This window comes from Thalassotalea sp. HSM 43 (assembly GCF_004752005.1).
Lineage (GTDB): Bacteria > Pseudomonadota > Gammaproteobacteria > Enterobacterales > Alteromonadaceae > Thalassotalea_A.
In genome coordinates this window covers 2,232,162-2,251,643 of record NZ_CP038493.1, presented here as the reverse complement: position 1 = coordinate 2,251,643, position 19,482 = coordinate 2,232,162, and the positions used below count along the sequence as shown (strand labels likewise).

The following is a 19,482-nucleotide window of genomic DNA, read 5'->3' as shown; positions in this document are numbered from 1 at the left end:
CTCTCCAGTTAGTTATCCAGTCCCAATGAAATGTCGTGTAACACGCCGTCACGTTCAACTAGCAAATCGACATGTTCTGATTTTCTTAGTTCTGCTAATGCTTTTTGCGCTTCGCGCATATCGGTCAAATCACGACCATTTATTTGTACCGCCACATCGCCAGGTTGTAAGCCTACTTCCTGAAAAAATTCCGGATTTTTGCTCGGCATCAAACGATAGCCAGCGACTTTACCTTCGACACGGTACGGTGAAATTTTTATGTAGTCTGTTAATTTTCCGGGATTATCAAGGATCTCTGAACGCGCCTGAGCGACACGTTCTTTAATACGAGCCTGACGTTCAGAATCGTCTTTGTTAACCCCAGGGTTATTTTTCTTGGTCGACTTAACCGTTGTTTTGATTTTAACTTCGTCAGCGGCTGGTTGATCCGCGCGAAATTCCTTGGTGTATTCAAAGCCATCAAGCATTAAGGTTTCCATACGGCCTGAACTTTGGATTATGACGCGGTCATTGTGCACTTGTTTCAAAATTGCACGTGTGCCGGTAATTTTATCGTCAATGCCGTAGGTTTCCTGTACTCCTTTTGATTCAACAATGGCGGCGGCCGTTGTTTGATCATCAGAGGCAACAACACCGGTTAATGTCAGTCTTAATTTTGTCTCTGGTGCCGACTCAATTGTCTCAACCGGCGTTTCAACTTCAACCTGTTTATTGTATTCACCAAACAGGTTCAATTTAGTGATTGAACTGATATCAAGGTTTTTGCTGCTACTTTTACCAGCAATGGTTTGACTTATAGGAACGCCAGAAGTTGCTTTTTCTGCTTGAGGAACCAACATCCAGGTAAAGTTGGCTGCCCAAAAGGCAATATAGATAACAAGTAAAGTGATTAGCGCGCGCGTGAGTGCCTGCTGTGGCACTTTTTGCCATAAGCTCTGTAACTGAATTGTAATGTGCGCTAAATCCATAATTGCTTTTCGTTATATAAAATAATCATAATAAATATCCGTCCCTGATAATACTTAACGAAATCAACAGTAACAAGCGCTGTCATCGTTTTTTTGTGACAAAGTTTTTAGGTTTACAGTTGGTTTACATATTTATTGTAATCAGGCGTGTACAGATCGTTAATTTTACCTGCCACTAACACTAAATGATCTAGCATTAACAAGGATTTAACAAGTTTTTAGTAATAAAAAATTGTAACTGTTAAAAAATGTAACCAGAAAATTGACTATTTTACCGTCGAAGAACGGCAAAAGTGGCTAAAATTTAACAACTATGGTAAAAATGCCGGCAAATTTTTAGGCTGAGAAAATCGTGACAAAAAAATCGACTCAAGACATTGAAAACGACTCTGTTCGCCTCGATAAATGGCTGTGGGCTGCGCGTTTTTACAAAACCCGAGCCATTGCCAAGCAAATGATTGACGGCGGTAAAGTGTTTTATAACGGTCAGCGCAGTAAATCCAGTAAAAGTGTCAGTACTGGTGATCGTATTCGTATACGCCAAGGTTACGATGAAAAAGAAGTTATTGTCGTCGCCCTCGCAGATCGTCGTCGCGATGCGACATTTGCACAAACGTTATACCAAGAAACAGAGCAAAGTCTAAAAACCCGTGAAGATACGGCATTGGCGCGCAAGCAAGGTACATTATTTAGCCCAGCCAGTGACAGCAAACCAGACAAAAAACAACGTCGTAAATTAAGAGAATTTAAAGAAAGGATCTAATGTGACAATGCCAACAGATGTATTGAACCGCTACCTATTTGATGACCTACATGCCCGTGGTGAGTTGGTTCAACTTGATCAAAGCTTTAAGCAAATCATCGAAAATCACAATTATCCTCAGCCGGTAAGCAAATTACTTGGCGAGTTGATGGCAGCAACCAGTCTGTTAACCGCCACCTTGAAATTTGAAGGTGAAATTGCGGTGCAAATCCAAGGTGACGGTCCGGTAAAATATGCGGTAATCAATGGTAATCATCAACAGCAAATGCGTGGTATCGCCAAAGTGGACGGTACGATTGAAGGTGATAGCCTACAACAAATGCTGGGCAAGGCGAATATGGTGATCACTGTTATTCCCAATAAAGGTGAGCGCTATCAAGGCATCGTTGCCTTGCAGGGCGATTCATTGGCAGAATCGCTTGAGCATTATTTTGCGACCTCAGAACAATTGGCGACCAAAATTTGGCTGTATGCCGATACTGACGCGGTAACAGCGGGTGGCGCTTTTGTGCAGGTACTTCCGGATAGCGAAGATAAAGACCAGCAAATGCAGGACTTTGAGCACATCAGTCAACTAACAGCAACGCTTAAAGCCGAAGAAGTATTCAGCCTGCCTGCTGAAGAAATACTGTATCGCTTATATCACGAAGAAACGGTACGCATGTTTGAGCCACAACAAGTCAGTTTTGTTTGTGGTTGCAGCGAGGACAAATGCTTAACCGCCATCGCCAATATTGGACGTGACGGGATTGAAGAGCATTTACAAGAACATGGTGAGATAAATATTAATTGCGATTTCTGTTTACGAGAGTATCGATTTGATCGTGAAAAACTTAAACAGGTACTTAATCCTAACTAAAACAAGCCGAATCCAAACTAAGTATCAATTACATCGTTGTTTAATAATGGTGTAATTTTACTACTTTTATGGCGTTAAACTGTCGAAAAAGCGTGCAATTTTCGATAGTTAACGCCACTTTCGTTATCCCACCAAAAAACTTTCAAAACCACTTACATTTTCCTTTTATTTACAACTCATTTTCGTTACTATGCGAGCAATCTAACGAAGATTTAGAATTATTACTCTAACTTTTACTTATAATGCCAGGAGCCGCGCTAATGAGTACTGCGAAAGCCATTGATTTAACGCCAAAAAATATTGATTTGTCGCAATATGGTATCAATGACACAACCGATGTCGTGTACAACCCATCTTATGATCTGCTATTCGCTGAAGAAACCAAAGCAGGTTTAGAAGGTTATGAACAAGGTACTGTAACAAATACCGGCGCTGTTGCTGTCGATACTGGCATTTTCACTGGCCGCTCGCCAAAAGATAAATACATTGTTCGTGATGACACCAGCCGCGATACGGTTTGGTGGTCAGATCAAGGTCAAAATGATAACAAGCCTATGAGTCAGGAAACATGGTCTCAGCTTAAGGGTTTAGTTACAGAACAGTTATCTGGCAAACGTCTATTCGTAGTAGATACCTTCTGTGGTGCAAACGAAGATACGCGTCTTAAAGTGCGCTTTATCACCGAAGTTGCATGGCAAGCTCATTTCGTTAAGAACATGTTTATTCGTCCAAGCGACGCAGAACTGGCTGAATACGAACCTGATTTCGTGGTCATGAACGGCGCCAAAACAAATAACGCTGATTGGCAGCAACAAGAATTGAATTCAGAAAACTTCGTCGCCTTTAACCTAACCGAGAGAATGCAACTTATCGGTGGCACTTGGTACGGCGGTGAAATGAAAAAAGGTATGTTCTCAATGATGAACTACCTATTACCACTTAAAGGCATTGCGTCGATGCACTGTAGTGCCAATATTGGTAAAGATGGTGACACAGCGATCTTCTTCGGCCTATCAGGCACAGGTAAAACCACGCTTTCAACGGATCCAAATCGTCAATTAATTGGTGATGACGAGCACGGTTGGGACGACAATGGTATCTTCAATTTCGAAGGCGGTTGTTACGCAAAAACCATCAACCTAAGCAAAGAAAACGAACCTGATATCTACAATGCTATTCGTCGTGACGCATTGCTGGAAAACGTTGTGGTCAGAACCGATGGCAGCATTGATTTTGACAATGGTTCAAAAACAGAGAACACGCGTGTTTCTTACCCTATCCACCATATTGATAACATCGTAAAACCAATATCTCGTGGCGGCCACGCGAATAAGGTCATTTTCCTTACCGCGGATGCCTTTGGCGTATTACCACCGGTGGCTAAGTTAACACCAGAGCAAACTGAGTATTATTTCTTGTCTGGTTTTACCGCTAAATTAGCCGGTACCGAGCGTGGTATTACCGAGCCGACACCAACCTTTTCAAGTTGTTTCGGTGCTGCGTTCTTAAGCTTACATCCAACCAAATACGCTGATGTATTGGTGAAACGCATGCAAGCGGCGGGTGCAGAAGCATACCTTGTGAACACCGGTTGGAATGGGTCAGGTAAGCGTATTTCTATTAAAGATACTCGCGCCATTATTGACGCTATCTTGGATGGTTCAATTGAACAAGCAGAATGCCAAACTCTACCAATGTTCAACTTATCCGTACCAACAGCATTACACGATGTAGATAGCAATATTCTAGATCCTCGTGATACATACCAAGATGCTGCTGACTGGGATAGTAAAGCGGCAGACCTTGCTGCTCGGTTTATCGCTAACTTTGACAAGTTCACCGATACAGAACATGGTCAAAACTTAGTAGCCGCAGGCCCTACATTGTAAGCGCAGCTTACAACAATAAAACGCCGCGCAATTGCGCGGCGTTTTTGTTTGTGCGTGATTGCAAACGCGCTGTGCCATAATTAAGTGGCTATGGTCAATATTCGGATAAGCAATTGCTCAGTTGTGACTTACACGATTACCTAGAAATCATTTGCCTGTACCAAACCGAGGTTAAGTTAACCTTGCAAGATGGCAATAAAATAATTGCCGTCGCCGACAAGGTAGTGATTAACAAAGATCACCATGGCAATAAACAAGAACATCTCCAAATAACACTTAAAAACAGAACCTTAAGTAGCATTAACGTTGAGCTAATCAAGCTAATTGAGTGCCCACAACAGCCGCGCCCTTTTAGCTACTTAAACCTAAAAACCGGTGAGCGACGTTAGCGCTTGATAAATTCTCAACTACACTAAATTTTACCCCCACAACAATAACAGGAGTTTATGGCGATCATCAGCAAAGGGAGATAAGAATAACGATATGACAGTTGCGCTGCTGTCTGGATTTTGATTAACCATCAAAACATATATGACCATTCTTGATCAGCAAGTATCAGTAAAAAATAATCTGGTATACGCGTTGCAAACACATCGTCTGCTTTGGTTGCTATTATGCCTTACTGCAACATTAGACTACGTTTCAACAATTAATTTTATGACCACTGGAGGAATACAACTGGAAGGAAACTGGGTTATACGACTATTGGCTCAGCAATTTGGTATTTTTAGTGGTGTCGCGTTCGGTAAAATATTACAGATTTTTGCTGCAATGGCGTTTTGCTCATTATCAAAAGAGATGTCACGACCGATACTTTGTATCATTATCATCTTAAACGCTAGTGCATATTACATTAATACCATGTATTAATTTTCAGTTTTATTCGGCAACTGGAAGTTCGACTCGAGCTTCCAGGCCACCACCTCGTCGATTGCTTAATGACACTCGCCCGCCATGACCATCAACAATACGCTTAATGATCGCCAACCCTAGTCCACTGCCTTTGGTACCACGTGCGGTATCGCCTTGAGTGAATGGCTGAAATAATCGTTCAACGTCTTTTTCACTGATACCAGGACCTCGATCCGATACCGTAAAATAAACAACACCACGCTGTTTATCATGGCCTGAGCGCACTTCAACGTCTTTTTCTGAGTACTTATAGGCATTTTGAATCAAGTTAGTTAATACCCTTTTTATCGCTGGGTAAACCATCGGCACTTTAGGCAGTTCACGCAAATCGAGATGCAATTGATGTTGATCGGATTTTTCTAACTCCACCACTTCGCGAATCAGGGTATTCATTTGACAGATGCGTGATTTTTCCATCATGTCATGACGAATGTAATCAATAAATTGGTCGATGATCGAGTTCATATCATCGATGTCTTTCTCGATACCTTCTTTGAGGTAATCTTCATCTTCACTCATCATTTCAGAGGCGAGACGAATACGGGTTAATGGGGTGCGCAAATCGTGTGAAATACCGGCCATTAACAAGCTACGGTCAGACTCCAATTGCTTGATACCCGTCGACATGCGATTAAACGCTTGGGTTACCGACACTATCTCACTAGAACCTTGCTCTTTAAGTGGCTCTGGAAATTTACCTCGACTTACGTCGATAGCGGCTTTTTGTAATGCCTTTAATGGTCTATTTAATTGTCGAACAAACAAATACCCACCAGCGACACTTAATCCACCAATAACCACGAGGTAGAAAATAAGCGGATAAAAGCTCGCCTCTTCTAGCCCATGCAATGGTATTTTCACCCACAATTGCGGCGCTTGTGGTGGCCTGATCCAAAATAAATACTCTTCACCTTGCGAGATACGAACTTCGGCTTCGCCTTCTAGCAATTCGGTCATTTGCATTGAAAGGTATGGATAATAGGCAGCATCCGCCAAGCCAAGCATTAACGCATCTTGTTCGCGGTAAACACCAATTCCGGTTTCACGATGAAACGCCTCTGCCAATTGCGGATTAAAATTCGCGTCACCACCATCGATAAACACCACTTTGACTTGTTTTGCCAATAGTTGGTTGATTTGTTCTAGGTTTGGTTTGATAACATAGATAGCGACACTTAGGTAAGAGACCACCTGATTGATCAGCAATAAAAAGCCGATCAATAACACGGTTTGGCCAAACGCACTTCGCGGAAACAGTTTCATTTAAGGTTTCAATTAACCAGTCATTGGATTAGGCCGGTGAGCCATCAGGAACAAACACATAGCCTAAGCCCCAAACCGTTTGGATATAACGAGGATTCGCTGGGTCTTGTTCCAACATACGGCGTAATCTTGACACCTGTACATCAATGCTTCGCTCTAATGCCGAGTAATCACGGCCGCGTGCAAGGTTCATTAACTTATCTCGAGACAATGGCTCTCTCGGGTGAGTAATTAAAGCTTTGAGTACCGCAAATTCGCCACTGGTTAGCGGCATGGCAAGATCGCCTTTGCGCATTTCACGGGTCGCAAGGTTTAAGCTAAAGTCACCGAATTCGATGACTTCTTCAGCCAACGATGGTGCGCCTGGCGCTTCATTGGTTTTGCGTCGTAATACCGCTTTAATGCGGGCAAGTAACTCACGCGGGTTAAATGGCTTAGGCATATAGTCATCAGCACCCAGTTCGAGGCCGATAATGCGGTCAACTTCATCACCTTTGGCCGTCAACATGATAATAGGTATTTCATTATCGTCTTGACGCAAGCGACGACAGATAGAAAGTCCGTCCTCACCCGGCAACATCAAATCAAGTACAATTAGGTGGAAATTTTCGCGTTCTAATAAGCGATCCATTTGCTCGGAATTGGCAGCACTGCGCACTACATATCCCTGTTCTACTAGATAACGTTCAAGCAACGCTCGTAAACGCATATCATCATCTACCACCAAAACTTTCGGTGTTTCATGTCCCATAGCTGCCTCTCGAAAACCCTATCCCATTGTTTTTATACTTTACTTTATTGAATTTTGGTGATGATTAACAGTTAATTAAGCGTATATTTGTTACAAACTATTAACGCTTATAGCGAATCTCGGTTATTTCCAAATAACGCTCACCATCCGGGGTTTGAACCATCACTTCATCTTCAACCTGCTTACCTAGCAACGCTCGGGCTACCGGTGAATCAATACTGATTTCGCCTTTTTTCACATCCCACTCGTCGGGCCCGACCACACGATATTCAAATTGCTGCTCATTTTCATCAATCACTTTTACCCAGGCACCAAAAAACACTTTGCCTTCTTGCTGTTTTTCTGGGTAAACAATGTTTAATTGATCCAGTCGTTTACTCAGAAAGCGAACTCGGCGATCGATCTCTCGCAAACGTTTTTTACCATAAATATACTCGGCATTTTCACTGCGATCGCCAAGGGCTGCCGCCTCAGATACCGCTTTGGTTACCTTAGGGCGTTCATCTTTCCACAAAAATTTCAACTCTTCATCAAGACGCTGCCAACCTTCACGGGTAATGTAATTTGATTTACTCATAAACCTAAAAATATTGTAATTTAACTGGAATTATTGTCGTCCTAAAGGTATATACTCTGCAACTCCTAATTTTATATTATTAGCGACAACTCATATGCTAAATATCTCGCAAACGATTGCCAACGAGTTAAATGTTAAAGCAGCGCAAATTGATGCTGCGGTAAGATTACTCGATGACGGCGCCGCTGTTCCTTTTATAGCACGCTATCGAAAAGAAATGACCTCCGGTTTAGACGATGGTCATCTGCGTCACCTTGAACAACGTCTAGGTTATTTACGTGAACTGGACGAACGTAAACAACTGGTGCTTAAAAATATAGCTGATCAGGGCAAACTTTCTGATTCTTTACGTCAACAAATTACCAAGGTTGATAATAAAACCGAATTAGAAGACTTGTATCTGCCTTATCGCCCAAAGCGTCGTACCAAAGGACAAATGGCCATCGAAGCGGGTTTACAACCATTAGCCGATGCCTTATTCAATGACTGGCAACTGCACCCTGAGGTCGTAAGTAAAGATTATATCGACAGCCAAAAAGGCGTTGACGACAGCAAAGCGGCGCTTGAAGGCGCGACTTATATCCTAATGGAACGCTTTAGCGAAGATGCGGTTTTGATTCAAAAGCTGCGCCGCCATCTAATCAATAAAGGCCATATAGAGAGTCAACTGGTTAAAGGCAAAGAAGCGCAGGCAAGTAAATACAAAGATTATTTTCAACACAGCGAAAAGCTTAGTAAAGTGCCTTCGCATCGTGCCCTTGCTATGCTGCGCGGTCGCAATGAAGGCGTGTTGCAGTTATCGCTAAATGCCGATCCTGGACAAGAGTTAGCAGAGCCTAGTGCGCAAGCAATGATTCGTGAACACCTGCACTTAAACGTTAATAATCAACCTGCGGCGGACTGGATAAATCGTCTCGTACGTTTAACTTGGCGCGTTAAGCTATCGATGTCTCTGGAAACAGAATTACTTTCACAAATGCGTGAAAAAGCCGAAAGTGAAGCGATTAACGTGTTCGCCCAAAATCTTAAAGATTTATTGATGGCCGCACCTGGTGGTGCCAAAGTCACCTTAGGCATTGATCCAGGCATACGAACCGGCTGTAAATTGGCCATCGTCGATGCCACCGCTAAACTGCTATATACCACCACCATTTACCCTCATGAGCCACAAAAGCATTGGGATAAATCAATTCGTACCCTAACCAACCTCATCAATCAATACAAAATAGAGTTGGTGGCCATTGGTAATGGTACAGGGTCACGTGAAACCGATCGCTTATGTACTGAAGCGTTTGCCAAGCTGGATAAAGCACCCGCAAAACTCATCGTTAGTGAAGCTGGTGCCAGTGTTTATTCCGCCTCAGAATTTGCTGCCAATGAATTTCCCGAGTTGGATGTATCGCTGCGTGGCGCGGTGTCCATTGCAAGACGCTTACAAGATCCATTAGCAGAATTAGTCAAAATCGAACCTAAAGCCATCGGTGTAGGCCAGTATCAACACGACGTTAGCCAAAGCCAATTAAGTCGCACCTTGGATGCTGTGGTCGAAGACTGTGTTAACGCCGTTGGCGTCGATGTCAACAGCGCCTCAATGCCGTTGCTAAACCGCGTTGCCGGTTTAAGCAAAACCATGGCGCAAAATATTGTCGCCTATCGCGATCAGTACGGTCGTTTCGATAATCGCAAGCAACTTAAAAAAGTATCTCGCCTTGGTCCGAAAGCGTTCGAACAAGCCGCAGGTTTTTTGCGCATTACGCAAGGCGATAACCCTCTTGATGCGTCCGCCGTGCATCCAGAAAGTTATAGCGTGGTCGCAGCGATGGCCAAAGATGCAGAGTGTCAAATTGACCAATTGATGACAGATCAACAGCGTTTAAAACAAATCAACGCAAGTGACTTTGTTAGCGATCTATTTGGTTTGCCAACGGTGCAAGATATTATTGCCGAACTGGATAAGCCAGGTCGAGATCCACGACCACAATTTAAAACCGCCAGCTTTAAAGATGGCGTCGAAACCATCAAGGACCTAGAAGAGAACATGATTCTCGAAGGGGTAATCTCCAACGTTACCAACTTTGGTGCCTTTGTCGATATTGGCGTGCATCAAGATGGTTTGGTGCATATCTCTGCTTTAACGAACAAATTTATCAACGACCCACGTGATGTGGTTAAAGCCGGTGACATTGTCAAAGTTAAAGTGTTGGAAGTCGATGCGCCACGCAAGCGCATTAGTTTGACCATGCGTCTTGAAGACGATGCCAACAGTAATCAAGCGCACAGTAAGAAAAGCGCGCCGAAGACAAAAGCCAAGCCTAACCACAAAAATCAAACGAAAAAGCAAAAAGCACCTGCCAATAATATGATGGGTAACGCCTTTGCCGAAGCATTTGCTAAAGCCAAGAAACCTTAATTGAATTAATTTCAACTACAAAAGGGGCGACTATTGTTGCCCCTTTTCATTTTCACAGATACTCTTTAACTGGTAAATCTTATTGATTTAAATCGGGAATTAACGTGAAAGTGATCATCGCTCCAGACTCATTTAAAGAAAGCTTATCAGCCTATCAAGTATGCTGCGCAATTAAACAAGGCATGCAACGGGTATTTTGCGATGCTGAGTTTGAGTTAGTTCCTATGGCTGATGGCGGTGAAGGAAGTGTTGATGCCATGCTCGCAGCAACCGCTGGCAACAAACGATTTGTGCAGGTCCAAGGCCCGGCAGGGGAACCGGTTGAGGCTTTTTATGGCCTAATCGATGCAGGCAAAACCGCTATTGTCGAAATGGCTGCGGCGTCTGGATTACACTTGCTCGGACCACAACAACGTGACGCTCGTTACAGTTGCAGTTTTGGCACCGGTGAATTAATTAATGATGCCCTGCAACAAGGTGTTGAACATATCATTGTCTGTTTGGGCGGCAGCGCCACCAATGATGCCGGAGCCGGTATGTTGCGTGCGCTTGGTTTTAAATTACTTGACGCTAAGCATGACGATGTTGCTCCTGGCGGTATACATTTGTCTGACGTAGTGGCTATCGATGACAGTCATGTTAACCCCCTTTTAGCACAGACAAATATCACCTTAGCCTGTGATGTCGATAACCCATTGTGTGGTCCACAGGGCGCTTCACATATTTTTGGCCCACAAAAAGGTGCAACAGCTGAGGTGATTGAGCAACTCGATGGTGCACTAAAACACTTTGCCGAGCTATTGCAGCAAACATTTCATTGTCAGATTATTGACCGTCCAGGTAGTGGCGCCGCCGGCGGTACAGCAGCGGCATTAATGGCGACAGCGAATGCGCAAATGCAACCTGGTATTGACATGCTAATTGAGCAATTACAACTCGCCGATAGGATCGCAACGAGCGATCTTGTGATCACCGGTGAAGGGCGAATAGATGGTCAAAGTGTGCATGGAAAAACGCCTATCGGTGTAAGCCGAGTAAGTCGTCACTATCATGTGCCCACCATAGCAGTATGTGGTTCAATCGGTGACGACTACGAAAAAGTATATGCTCATGGCATTGACGCGGTATTCAGTATCCTCGACAAGCCGCAATCGTTAGCAGACGCACTAATCGACGCCGAGCAAAACCTCGCCAATACCAGTGAAAACATCGCTAGAGCCCTGAAATTAGCTGGCTTTAAGCGCTAAACCGTTACTTTCAGCTGCATACTGCGAGTTGTTCTTAGTCGCTAAAAATGCGCAAAACGGGCTGGCAATAGGCGAAATCTTGTTCTATTGTAGTTTTTATATTTTTAATTAAATACAAACGCTTATGAGTAAAATACTGGCATTTTCTGGTAGCGCTCGAGATGGCAGCTTCAACCAACAGCTGGTGTCTATTGCGGCCTGCGGAGCACTGAGTGAAGGTAGTGAAGTAACGGTTATCAATTTGGCTGACTATGACATGCCTATCTTTAGCGAAGACTTACAATCGCGATACGGTATGCCAGAAAAGGCTTTGCAGTTTAAGCAGCTCATTGAAGACCATCATGGCATGCTCATCGCATCACCAGAATACAACAGTGCGTGTAGCCCATTATTACTTAACGCCTTAACCTGGGCATCACGAGCTACCAGTGCCGATGAAGTCCCTTTGGCAACCTATCAAGGTAAATTTGCCACCCTAATGTCGGCATCTCCCGGCCCGCAAGGTGGTATTCGAGGCTTGGTTGCTTTACGTATGTTGCTTTCCAATTTAGGCGTTACAGTAACGGCTGAGCAAATTACCGTGGCGAAATCATTTGAGGCGTTTGCCCAAGGTAAATTAAAAGATGTGATGCGCCATAGTGAGGTTCGTAGTTTAGGCGTCAGCTTACATCGAATGTTGGTGAAAATTTGCGCGACGTAAACAGCCAACTAAATAACTAAATAACTAAATAACTAAATAACTAAATAACTAAATAACTAAATAACTAACAATAACCGCTAAACAGCCGTTATTTATAACGATAAAAACAACAATAATGACAAATAACGTACTGGCAAAAATAAAGCTCCCAACAGATACCGAGTTGGAACTTCTCAACATTCTTTGGCAACTTGGTCCGGCAACGGTACGACAGGTGCACGAGAATCTTAGCGACTATCACCCCATGGGTTACACCTCAGTACTTAAATTGCTGCAAATAATGCATACCAAAGGGTTGGTATTGCGTGATGAAGATAATCGAGCCCATGTCTATATGACGGTAGCGAGTCGCGCACAGATTCAAGCGCAGGTTATTGCTGATGTCACCAGCAAAGCCTTTGCAGGTTGTCATAAACAACTCATTTTACAAACGCTTTCACAAATAGATTGCGAGCAAAGCAAAGCCGATATCGTCGATATATTGCGTCAGCAATTGACAGAACCGGCCTAGGATTATTATTCAGGTTCCTGCATTTGCTGCAGGCGCTGCAAATAGACCCGTTTTTTCTGTTGCTGTTTTGCCCGATACCACTGCCCTGCAGCCACGACTACCGTGCTATAAATTGCCAACCAACTGACTATTTTGCTTATTCTCGTCTCTGGAAAGGGATAAAACTGGTGCAGTACGACAAAGCCGATAACAACAAGCGCAGTAAACATATAGGTTACCGCCACCATTTGTATCGCCCCATCGCAACGCATTATCGCTAATTTGAGAATGCTCTTCACATCAAGAGCGTCACTGCCCCACGTCGAGGTTCGCAACCACAGCAAATAGCCGGTGGCGACACTGACGGCGATAATGGTGAACACCCCAACGGCAAAACTTTCCGGTTGCTCATTATCGCGGATCATCAAGCTCGCCCAGATCACCATCACCAACCAAACCAAAAAATCGATACTCATTAACACCAGCATACGCAGCTGGGCGCGTTTAGCCTGCTTAAGCAACTCACCAGCGCTAGTATGTGGCTGTTGGTCACTTTGCCACAATCTTTGTAAATCCTGGTCTTTCATTATTGCTCCTGTTGAAACTTAACCGAAAACTGTTTTTTAAGACGATTCAAAATAACCCCGACATTACTGCTACCCGTACCACATATATCGGCAATTTGTTGATAGCTAAAGCCTTCAAGAAACAGCGTAAAAACCTGACGCTGCAGCAGTGGTAAATCATAAATTAATTTATCAAGCTGTTGTTTACGCATATCATGCTCAATCAAGGTGTGCTTGTCGGTGGTGTGTTGTTGCTCAGAGTAGCCATCATCTATCGTTTGCGTCGCGACTTGCTTAACCGCTTTATCAACGTGACTAATGCAGCGGTTATGAGCTATACGAGCAAAGTAGGTTTTGCTACTCGACTGCCCTTGAAATTTATCAAAGGCGTTAAATATGGCTAAAACCACTTCCTGCATGATCTCTTCGGCGATAGCTGGGTTTGCTTCATAGGAAGCGACAATACGTTCCAGCATTGGTAAGTGTTGCTGTAACTCTTGCTCCAATTTGTTGTTGGTTCGCCATCGTTTAAAGAACAAAAAGTGCCCCTGAATCAATTAAATACATACAATTTATTGTTGTTTTATAACAACTAACGACATTTAGCACCAGTACTAAGTCGCCTCTGTTGTGCATCCGTTTATAACAAAAAAAATGCAACCCTAAACTAGGGTTGCATTAATAGTCATAACACGAGCGGATTTATTACAAATTATTTTCTATTGTTCTGCGCTATCGCGTTTTTGTTTGTGCTTTTGCTTGCGCATTTTGCGTTTCTCTTTGTGCTTTTGCATCATCTGTTCAAGTTCTGCACGCTGCTGCTCATTAAGTAGCTGATACATTTGATGCATAGATTGCGCACGAATCAGCGCCACCTGCTTCTTTTTAGCCGATTTTTCATCGTATAGTTGTTCAAATTTGCCTTGATCAAATGTTTCTTGTTTCATTAGTTCGGCTAATTGCTCACCCGACGCCGACTCACCTTGTTCGTCTTTCAACGCTTTGTAACGTTGCTTCGCATCGGCTTGTATTGCTTTAATATCGGTACGTTGTTGCTCACTCAAATCGAGTTTCTCGACAAAGCGGCCGAGTTCCATACCACGATGTTGACCGTTATGTGGTTTAGCGATTGCGGTAACTGAAACAAACATACATAGTAGTGATACGATCACAGTTTTCTTGTTAACGAGCGCCATAAATGACTCCTATAAACGTTATTAGTTGGGTTAAGCTAATCATAGTCAATCCAACTGCAAGCTTGTGCAAAGGCCATGTAAAGATTTGGTAAATATTAAAGAACAAGGCATTATTGCGGTTAAAATAGGCATATAGACAACCTACAGGCATAGCATATGACACCCAAACATTTGTTGCTTATTGATGACGATCGTGAATTGGTCGAACTATTATCTGAACTATTACAAGCCGAAGGGTTTACCATTAGCACCGCATTTGATGGTGAGCAAGGCCTACAACAGATTCAACAACAACAGTTTGACTTAATACTGCTCGATATTATGATGCCAAAAGTTAATGGTCTTGACGTGTTGCGCGCTCTTGGTGGTCGTCATCAAACGCCCATCTTAATGCTAACCGCCAAAGGCGATGATACCGACCGCGTATTAGGCCTTGAATTAGGCGCTGATGACTATCTAGCTAAACCATACAATCCAAATGAATTACTAGCACGCATTCGAGCCATTTTGCGCCGCGTCGACATTATTAACAATAAAAACAAACAGCTTAATATTGAATTAAATCAGGTGCAGATCAAAGGTGCCAGCCGTGAAGTGTTATGCCAACAACAACAGGTTGTGCTGACCGGTACCGAATATGAAATATTGCATCTGCTGATGTCTTCACCTGACAGCATTATTTCCAAAGAGCAAATTAGTGAACAAATTTTAGGCCGCCCCCTAGCGGCATTCGATCGCAGCATCGATATGCATTTATCCAATATTCGTCGCAAGCTACAGCAATTTGCTGACGATGAAAAAATTAAAACCATACGCGGTGTTGGCTATGTATTTATAAGCGGTGACCAATGAAACGCCTAATCAGTTATTTTTCCATGTTCAGTGTCAAAATGTTCCTTGGCTTTTGGATCATTGCCATCTGCGCCATTTTTGCCACACGCTGGGTGTCGGTAAAGTTTACCGAAATGGAAGAAGTCAGACCGATCCCAAGAGGTGCGATGCACCACTTGAAAAAGGTTAACGATCGACTTATTCAAACCGGAGAGCGTCACGGCGACAAGATTTGGCGTTTAATAGACAACCGTGACAAACGAGTGCCGAAAGAAATCTGGTTAAAATCCGTCGATTCGCACCGAATCGCCAGCAACGCCCGCAAACAAAAAGCGGAAATCAAAGAATATATATTAAACTCACAATTTGACCATCCTGTGGTTCGTGTTTTTGGCAACAGCCAACTACTTGGACCAATCGATTTGGAGTTTAACGACCAACCTTATCAACTGTTTGTATCCCGTCCATTGCATGGCAAGGATTTTGTTGGCCGTATTCATGCCATCCCATTTTGGCTGCGCATTGTCACCACACTATTGGTTACCGGTCTGCTCTCTTGGCTGTTGGCACGATTGTTTATGCGACCAATGAATGTGTTAAAACAAGCCAGTGAAAAATTTGGTGAGGGTGAGTTAAATACGCGTATCCCACAGTTTGATCAACGCATTGATGAATTTGGTCAGCTCGGTCAGGCGTTTAATACAATGGCTGAACGCATCCAAGAATCAGTTAGTTCGCAACAGCGCCTGTTAGGTGATATTTCCCACGAATTACGGTCGCCATTAACCCGCTTACAACTGGCGTTATCACTGGCAAATCGAGTCGATGACCGTTCTGATGAAATGCAACGTTACTTGCAACGCTGCGAAACTGAAGTGGCACGTCTTGATGACATGATAAGCCAAGCATTGCAATTATCTCGACTTGAAAACCAGCTTGTTCACATGAGCTCTGAGCCTGTAAATATTGGCAATCTATGCGGCAAGTTAGTCAATGACTATGAGTTGGTGCTAGCGGAAAAACAACTGCAATTGCACAGCGACATTGCGCAAAACCTTATTATCGAGGGCGATGCGGCAATGCTATCTTCTGCCATCGAAAACTTACTGAGTAATGCGATTCGATACAGCCCAGAACAAGCGCAAATTCAGTTGTCGTGCCAAGTTAATGACGGCTTTATTCATATCGTGATTACCGATCAAGGACAAGGCGTTGAAGTGAGTCAGTTGCAACAAATATTCAAACCATTTTATCGCACCAGTGAAGCGCGGGATCGAATCAGTGGCGGCACAGGTCTCGGCCTTGCCATAGCCAGTCGTGCGATTGCCGCCCATGGCGGTGATATTTATGCGCAACTTGCCAGTAAAAATAAAACCAATCCTGGTTTGCAAGTAACGATAAAATTACCTTATGATGCTACACTAAATAGCTAGATACCTTTATTTATTAGCAATTTACACAAAAAGTTGTGTTGCACATCATGACTCGTTTTCTGACTCTAATAATTTTTATTAAAACCATAATGATAACAGCCCCGACATTAGCAACGACCTACTCATTTAGCCAAGAAGCAAACTTGATCGCCGCTCAACCCAGCATTGGTCAGCTTTGGCAAAAAGGTGTGTTCGCGCACTTTAAATCAGGCGACGGCTTAGATATTCATTATGCTTTATTCAATGTCCATGATGGTGCTGCGACAATCGTAGTTTCACCTGGTCGCTCAGAAAGCTACCTAAAATACAAAGAAGTGGCGTATGACCTGATAAATCAAGGTTATAACGTTGCAATGATAGATCATCGTGGCCAAGGGTTGTCATCACGTGAGCTGGAAGACAGAGAGAAAGGCTATGTTGCTGATTTCCAAAATTATGTCGATGATTTTCATGTTTTTATTAAACAAATAGTAAAACCACAGCTTGGTCAGCGATTATATCTATTGGCCCACTCAATGGGCGGTAATATCGGTATTCTGTACATGCAACAACAGCCGAATACATTTCAAGCCGCCAGTTTATCATCACCGATGATTGCCATTAATGCAGATCCTGCTCCGGCATGGTTAGCCGCGCCGCTGATTCAAAGCTCGCACTTTTTTAATGCTCTGTTTAGCGACCAATCCAGTTATTTTATTGGTCATGGTGGTTTCAAAGAAAAGCAGTTTAGCGACAATGATTTGATGCACTCGAAAGTGCGCTTTGAGATTTTCCAAACACTTTATAAACAGACTAAAAACATCCAATTAGGCGGCGTTACTTTGGCTTGGCTCGATGCTGCCATTGCCAGTGATAAAGCCATTTTTGCCAATATTAAACAACTTAGCACGCCAATCATGGTCATGCAGGCGGAGTTGGACACTGTGGTAAGTAATGAAAAACAAGATGAGTTTTGCCAACAATTGCATCAGCACCATGCCGACTCCTGCATCAATGGCAAGGCGGTGGTCATTAAAGGGGCAAAACATGAATTATTGTTTGAGTCTGATGCGATGCGCAATCAATCGCTGACAACGACGTTAGATTGGTTCAACAAACACTAACCTTGTCTTTACCCTTCCCCTTAACCTTTTAACTAGCGTTGTTGTTCACCTGACAACTCCTGCTTCACCACTGATTGCGGGTCTTGATGAATAAGCACTTGCGCATTAGGAAACTCTTTAACAATGGCTTGCTCAATGTTATCGGCGATACTGTGTGCTTGGTATAATGTAAGGTCGTCCTTGAGCTCAAGGTGGAATTGAATAAACGCAATTTTTCCAGATTGGCGGGTGCGCAGTTCGTGAAAACCTAGCGACTGTTCATTGACACGTATGAGCTCGGTGATGCGCTCGACCTGCTGCTCACTTAATTCATGATCCATTAAGTCATGCACAGCGCGGATGCTAATTTTGATCGCCCCAACCCCTAAGAAAACACCAACCAAAACCGCAAATGCACCATCGGCATAAATAAAGCCGTATTGGCTTAACAGCAAGGCGATAATCACCCCAAGGTTTAGTAATAAATCACTTTGATAATGCAATGAGTCTGCGGAAATGGCGATTGAGCGCGTTTTGTTTATCACGTGGCGTTGAATAGCGACCAAGCCTAAAGTCAGTAAAATGGCGACAATGCTTACCATGATGGCGGCAAAGTTGTGGCTAACAGGTTGCGGTGACACAGTGCGCTCGACACCATGCAGTATAAGCAAAATCGCCGAGCCTAAGACAAAAGAAGCTTGCATCAACGCCGCTAAGTTTTCCGCCTTGCCATGACCAAAGCGATGTTCATCATCTGCTGGTGCCAGCGAATAACGCAAAATAATAAAGCTGGTTAATGAGGCAAAGACGTCGAGCAAGGAATCGGTACTTGAAGCCAACATTGATGCTGAACCCGATAACCACCAAGCCCACACTTTACTGAGTACCAATACCACGGCAACAAAGACCGCCGAGCCGCTAGCAAAGCGCACTAAACTTTCATAACTGTCTTTGTTGTTTACACTCATACCGACCTTGCATCTACTATATAGCTATCATCCATAGTATAATCGCTTTTATTTTTCGCTGTATTTCACTATGTTAGACATTGTTTTATTTGAACCGGAAATCCCACCCAACACCGGTAATATCATTCGCTTATGTGCCAACAGTGGTTTTCGTTTGCACCTTATCGAACCATTAGGGTTTGATATTGACGACAAACGTCTGCGCCGCGCGGGGCTCGACTATCACGAGTTCGCTAATTTAAAACGTCACAAAAGCTTCGATGATTTCATTAACAGCGAACAACCTAAGCGTATTATTGCCTCAACCACTCGCGGTAGCCAACCACACACCGACATCACGTTTGGCGAAGGTGACTACATACTCTTTGGCTCAGAAACTCGCGGGTTACCTGACGACGTTCATGCGCAAATACCACAACAACACAAAGTGCGTATCCCTATGGTACAAGACTCACGCAGCATGAATCTATCTAACTCGGTTGCTGTCCTTGTGTACGAAGCATGGCGCCAATTAGGTTACCCTGGCGCCGACTTGTAAACTCTAGATATTAAGAACTAAGGGCCAAGCAGCGGCTTT

Annotated in this window: 20 protein-coding genes; 12 read left to right on the top strand and 8 right to left on the bottom strand. The window is 43.5% G+C overall.

What is annotated here, in order from left to right; translation table 11 throughout:
* Positions 1–8: 8 nt before the first annotated feature.
* A complete protein-coding gene (gspC, locus tag E2K93_RS09630; RefSeq protein WP_135438895.1) occupies positions 9–968 on the bottom strand; it encodes a type II secretion system protein GspC in 960 nt (319 codons plus the stop codon).
* 352 nt (positions 969–1,320) lie between these two features.
* On the opposite strand from gspC, the gene hslR reads away from it, so the two are divergent.
* From hslR to E2K93_RS17890, 4 genes are all read left to right on the top strand, one after another.
* Complete coding sequence (gene hslR / locus E2K93_RS09625; RefSeq protein ID WP_135438894.1) at positions 1,321–1,731, top strand: ribosome-associated heat shock protein Hsp15; 411 nt, start codon at positions 1,321–1,323, stop codon at positions 1,729–1,731.
* Between the two features lie 7 nt (positions 1,732–1,738).
* The gene (hslO, locus tag E2K93_RS09620; RefSeq protein ID WP_135440456.1) at positions 1,739–2,590 is read left to right on the top strand and encodes an Hsp33 family molecular chaperone HslO; all 852 of its coding nucleotides are present in this window, start codon (positions 1,739–1,741) and stop codon (positions 2,588–2,590) included.
* Positions 2,591–2,850: 260 nt separating this feature from the next.
* Positions 2,851–4,479, top strand: coding sequence for a phosphoenolpyruvate carboxykinase (ATP) (pckA, locus tag E2K93_RS09615; RefSeq protein ID WP_135438893.1), 1,629 nt, complete (start codon positions 2,851–2,853; stop codon positions 4,477–4,479).
* 113 nt (positions 4,480–4,592) lie between these two features.
* Positions 4,593–4,868: a Rho-binding antiterminator gene (locus E2K93_RS17890; RefSeq protein ID WP_135438892.1), complete on the top strand. Its 276-nt coding sequence runs from the start codon at positions 4,593–4,595 to the stop codon at positions 4,866–4,868.
* A 490-nt stretch (positions 4,869–5,358) separates the two neighbouring features.
* Here E2K93_RS17890 and envZ read toward each other — a convergent pair whose 3' ends face one another.
* From envZ to greB, 3 genes are all read right to left on the bottom strand, one after another.
* The gene (gene envZ, locus E2K93_RS09605; RefSeq protein ID WP_135438891.1) at positions 5,359–6,654 is read right to left on the bottom strand and encodes a two-component system sensor histidine kinase EnvZ; all 1,296 of its coding nucleotides are present in this window, start codon (positions 6,652–6,654) and stop codon (positions 5,359–5,361) included.
* Positions 6,655–6,682: 28 nt separating this feature from the next.
* Complete coding sequence (ompR, locus tag E2K93_RS09600; protein WP_135438890.1) at positions 6,683–7,405, bottom strand: two-component system response regulator OmpR; 723 nt, start codon at positions 7,403–7,405, stop codon at positions 6,683–6,685.
* 100 nt (positions 7,406–7,505) lie between these two features.
* On the bottom strand, positions 7,506–7,982 hold the full coding sequence (greB, locus tag E2K93_RS09595; protein WP_135438889.1) for a transcription elongation factor GreB: 477 nt from the start codon (positions 7,980–7,982) through the stop codon (positions 7,506–7,508).
* Between the two features lie 94 nt (positions 7,983–8,076).
* Between greB and E2K93_RS09590 the strand changes: the two genes are divergently transcribed.
* The 4 genes from E2K93_RS09590 to E2K93_RS09575 all read left to right on the top strand — a co-directional run bounded on the left by E2K93_RS09590 (position 8,077) and on the right by E2K93_RS09575 (position 12,850).
* The gene (locus tag E2K93_RS09590) at positions 8,077–10,392 is read left to right on the top strand and encodes a Tex family protein (RefSeq protein ID WP_135438888.1); all 2,316 of its coding nucleotides are present in this window, start codon (positions 8,077–8,079) and stop codon (positions 10,390–10,392) included.
* A 104-nt stretch (positions 10,393–10,496) separates the two neighbouring features.
* Positions 10,497–11,639 carry a glycerate kinase gene (locus E2K93_RS09585; protein ID WP_135438887.1) on the top strand — a complete coding sequence of 381 codons (1,143 nt, stop codon included), beginning with the start codon at positions 10,497–10,499 and terminating at the stop codon, positions 11,637–11,639.
* Between the two features lie 124 nt (positions 11,640–11,763).
* Entirely contained in the window at positions 11,764–12,339 is a 576-nt protein-coding gene (locus E2K93_RS09580) for an NADPH-dependent FMN reductase (protein ID WP_135438886.1), read from the top strand.
* Positions 12,340–12,454: 115 nt separating this feature from the next.
* Positions 12,455–12,850, top strand: coding sequence for a BlaI/MecI/CopY family transcriptional regulator (locus E2K93_RS09575; protein ID WP_135438885.1), 396 nt, complete (start codon positions 12,455–12,457; stop codon positions 12,848–12,850).
* A 5-nt stretch (positions 12,851–12,855) separates the two neighbouring features.
* Here E2K93_RS09575 and E2K93_RS09570 read toward each other — a convergent pair whose 3' ends face one another.
* From E2K93_RS09570 to E2K93_RS09560, 3 genes are all read right to left on the bottom strand, one after another.
* Positions 12,856–13,416 carry a hypothetical protein gene (locus tag E2K93_RS09570; protein ID WP_135438884.1) on the bottom strand — a complete coding sequence of 187 codons (561 nt, stop codon included), beginning with the start codon at positions 13,414–13,416 and terminating at the stop codon, positions 12,856–12,858.
* Positions 13,416–13,934 carry an RNA polymerase sigma factor gene (locus tag E2K93_RS09565; RefSeq protein WP_135438883.1) on the bottom strand — a complete coding sequence of 173 codons (519 nt, stop codon included), beginning with the start codon at positions 13,932–13,934 and terminating at the stop codon, positions 13,416–13,418. Before E2K93_RS09565 ends, E2K93_RS09570 begins: the two co-directional genes overlap by 1 nt.
* A gap of 180 nt (positions 13,935–14,114) precedes the next feature.
* Positions 14,115–14,591: a Spy/CpxP family protein refolding chaperone gene (locus E2K93_RS09560; RefSeq protein WP_135438882.1), complete on the bottom strand. Its 477-nt coding sequence runs from the start codon at positions 14,589–14,591 to the stop codon at positions 14,115–14,117.
* A 156-nt stretch (positions 14,592–14,747) separates the two neighbouring features.
* On the opposite strand from E2K93_RS09560, the gene E2K93_RS09555 reads away from it, so the two are divergent.
* The 3 genes from E2K93_RS09555 to E2K93_RS09545 all read left to right on the top strand — a co-directional run bounded on the left by E2K93_RS09555 (position 14,748) and on the right by E2K93_RS09545 (position 17,958).
* The gene (locus E2K93_RS09555) at positions 14,748–15,443 is read left to right on the top strand and encodes a response regulator transcription factor (RefSeq protein WP_135438881.1); all 696 of its coding nucleotides are present in this window, start codon (positions 14,748–14,750) and stop codon (positions 15,441–15,443) included.
* The gene (locus E2K93_RS09550; protein ID WP_135438880.1) at positions 15,440–16,855 is read left to right on the top strand and encodes an ATP-binding protein; all 1,416 of its coding nucleotides are present in this window, start codon (positions 15,440–15,442) and stop codon (positions 16,853–16,855) included. The genes E2K93_RS09555 and E2K93_RS09550 overlap by 4 nt, the downstream gene beginning before the upstream one ends.
* An 89-nt stretch (positions 16,856–16,944) precedes the next feature.
* Positions 16,945–17,958, top strand: coding sequence for an alpha/beta fold hydrolase (locus E2K93_RS09545; protein ID WP_189637739.1), 1,014 nt, complete (start codon positions 16,945–16,947; stop codon positions 17,956–17,958).
* A gap of 32 nt (positions 17,959–17,990) precedes the next feature.
* On the opposite strand, the gene E2K93_RS09540 is transcribed toward E2K93_RS09545, so the two are convergent.
* Positions 17,991–18,905, bottom strand: coding sequence for a cation diffusion facilitator family transporter (locus tag E2K93_RS09540; protein ID WP_135438878.1), 915 nt, complete (start codon positions 18,903–18,905; stop codon positions 17,991–17,993).
* Between the two features lie 70 nt (positions 18,906–18,975).
* On the opposite strand from E2K93_RS09540, the gene trmL reads away from it, so the two are divergent.
* Positions 18,976–19,443 carry a tRNA (uridine(34)/cytosine(34)/5-carboxymethylaminomethyluridine(34)-2'-O)-methyltransferase TrmL gene (gene trmL, locus E2K93_RS09535; RefSeq protein ID WP_135438877.1) on the top strand — a complete coding sequence of 156 codons (468 nt, stop codon included), beginning with the start codon at positions 18,976–18,978 and terminating at the stop codon, positions 19,441–19,443.
* Positions 19,444–19,482: the final 39 nt, after the last annotated feature.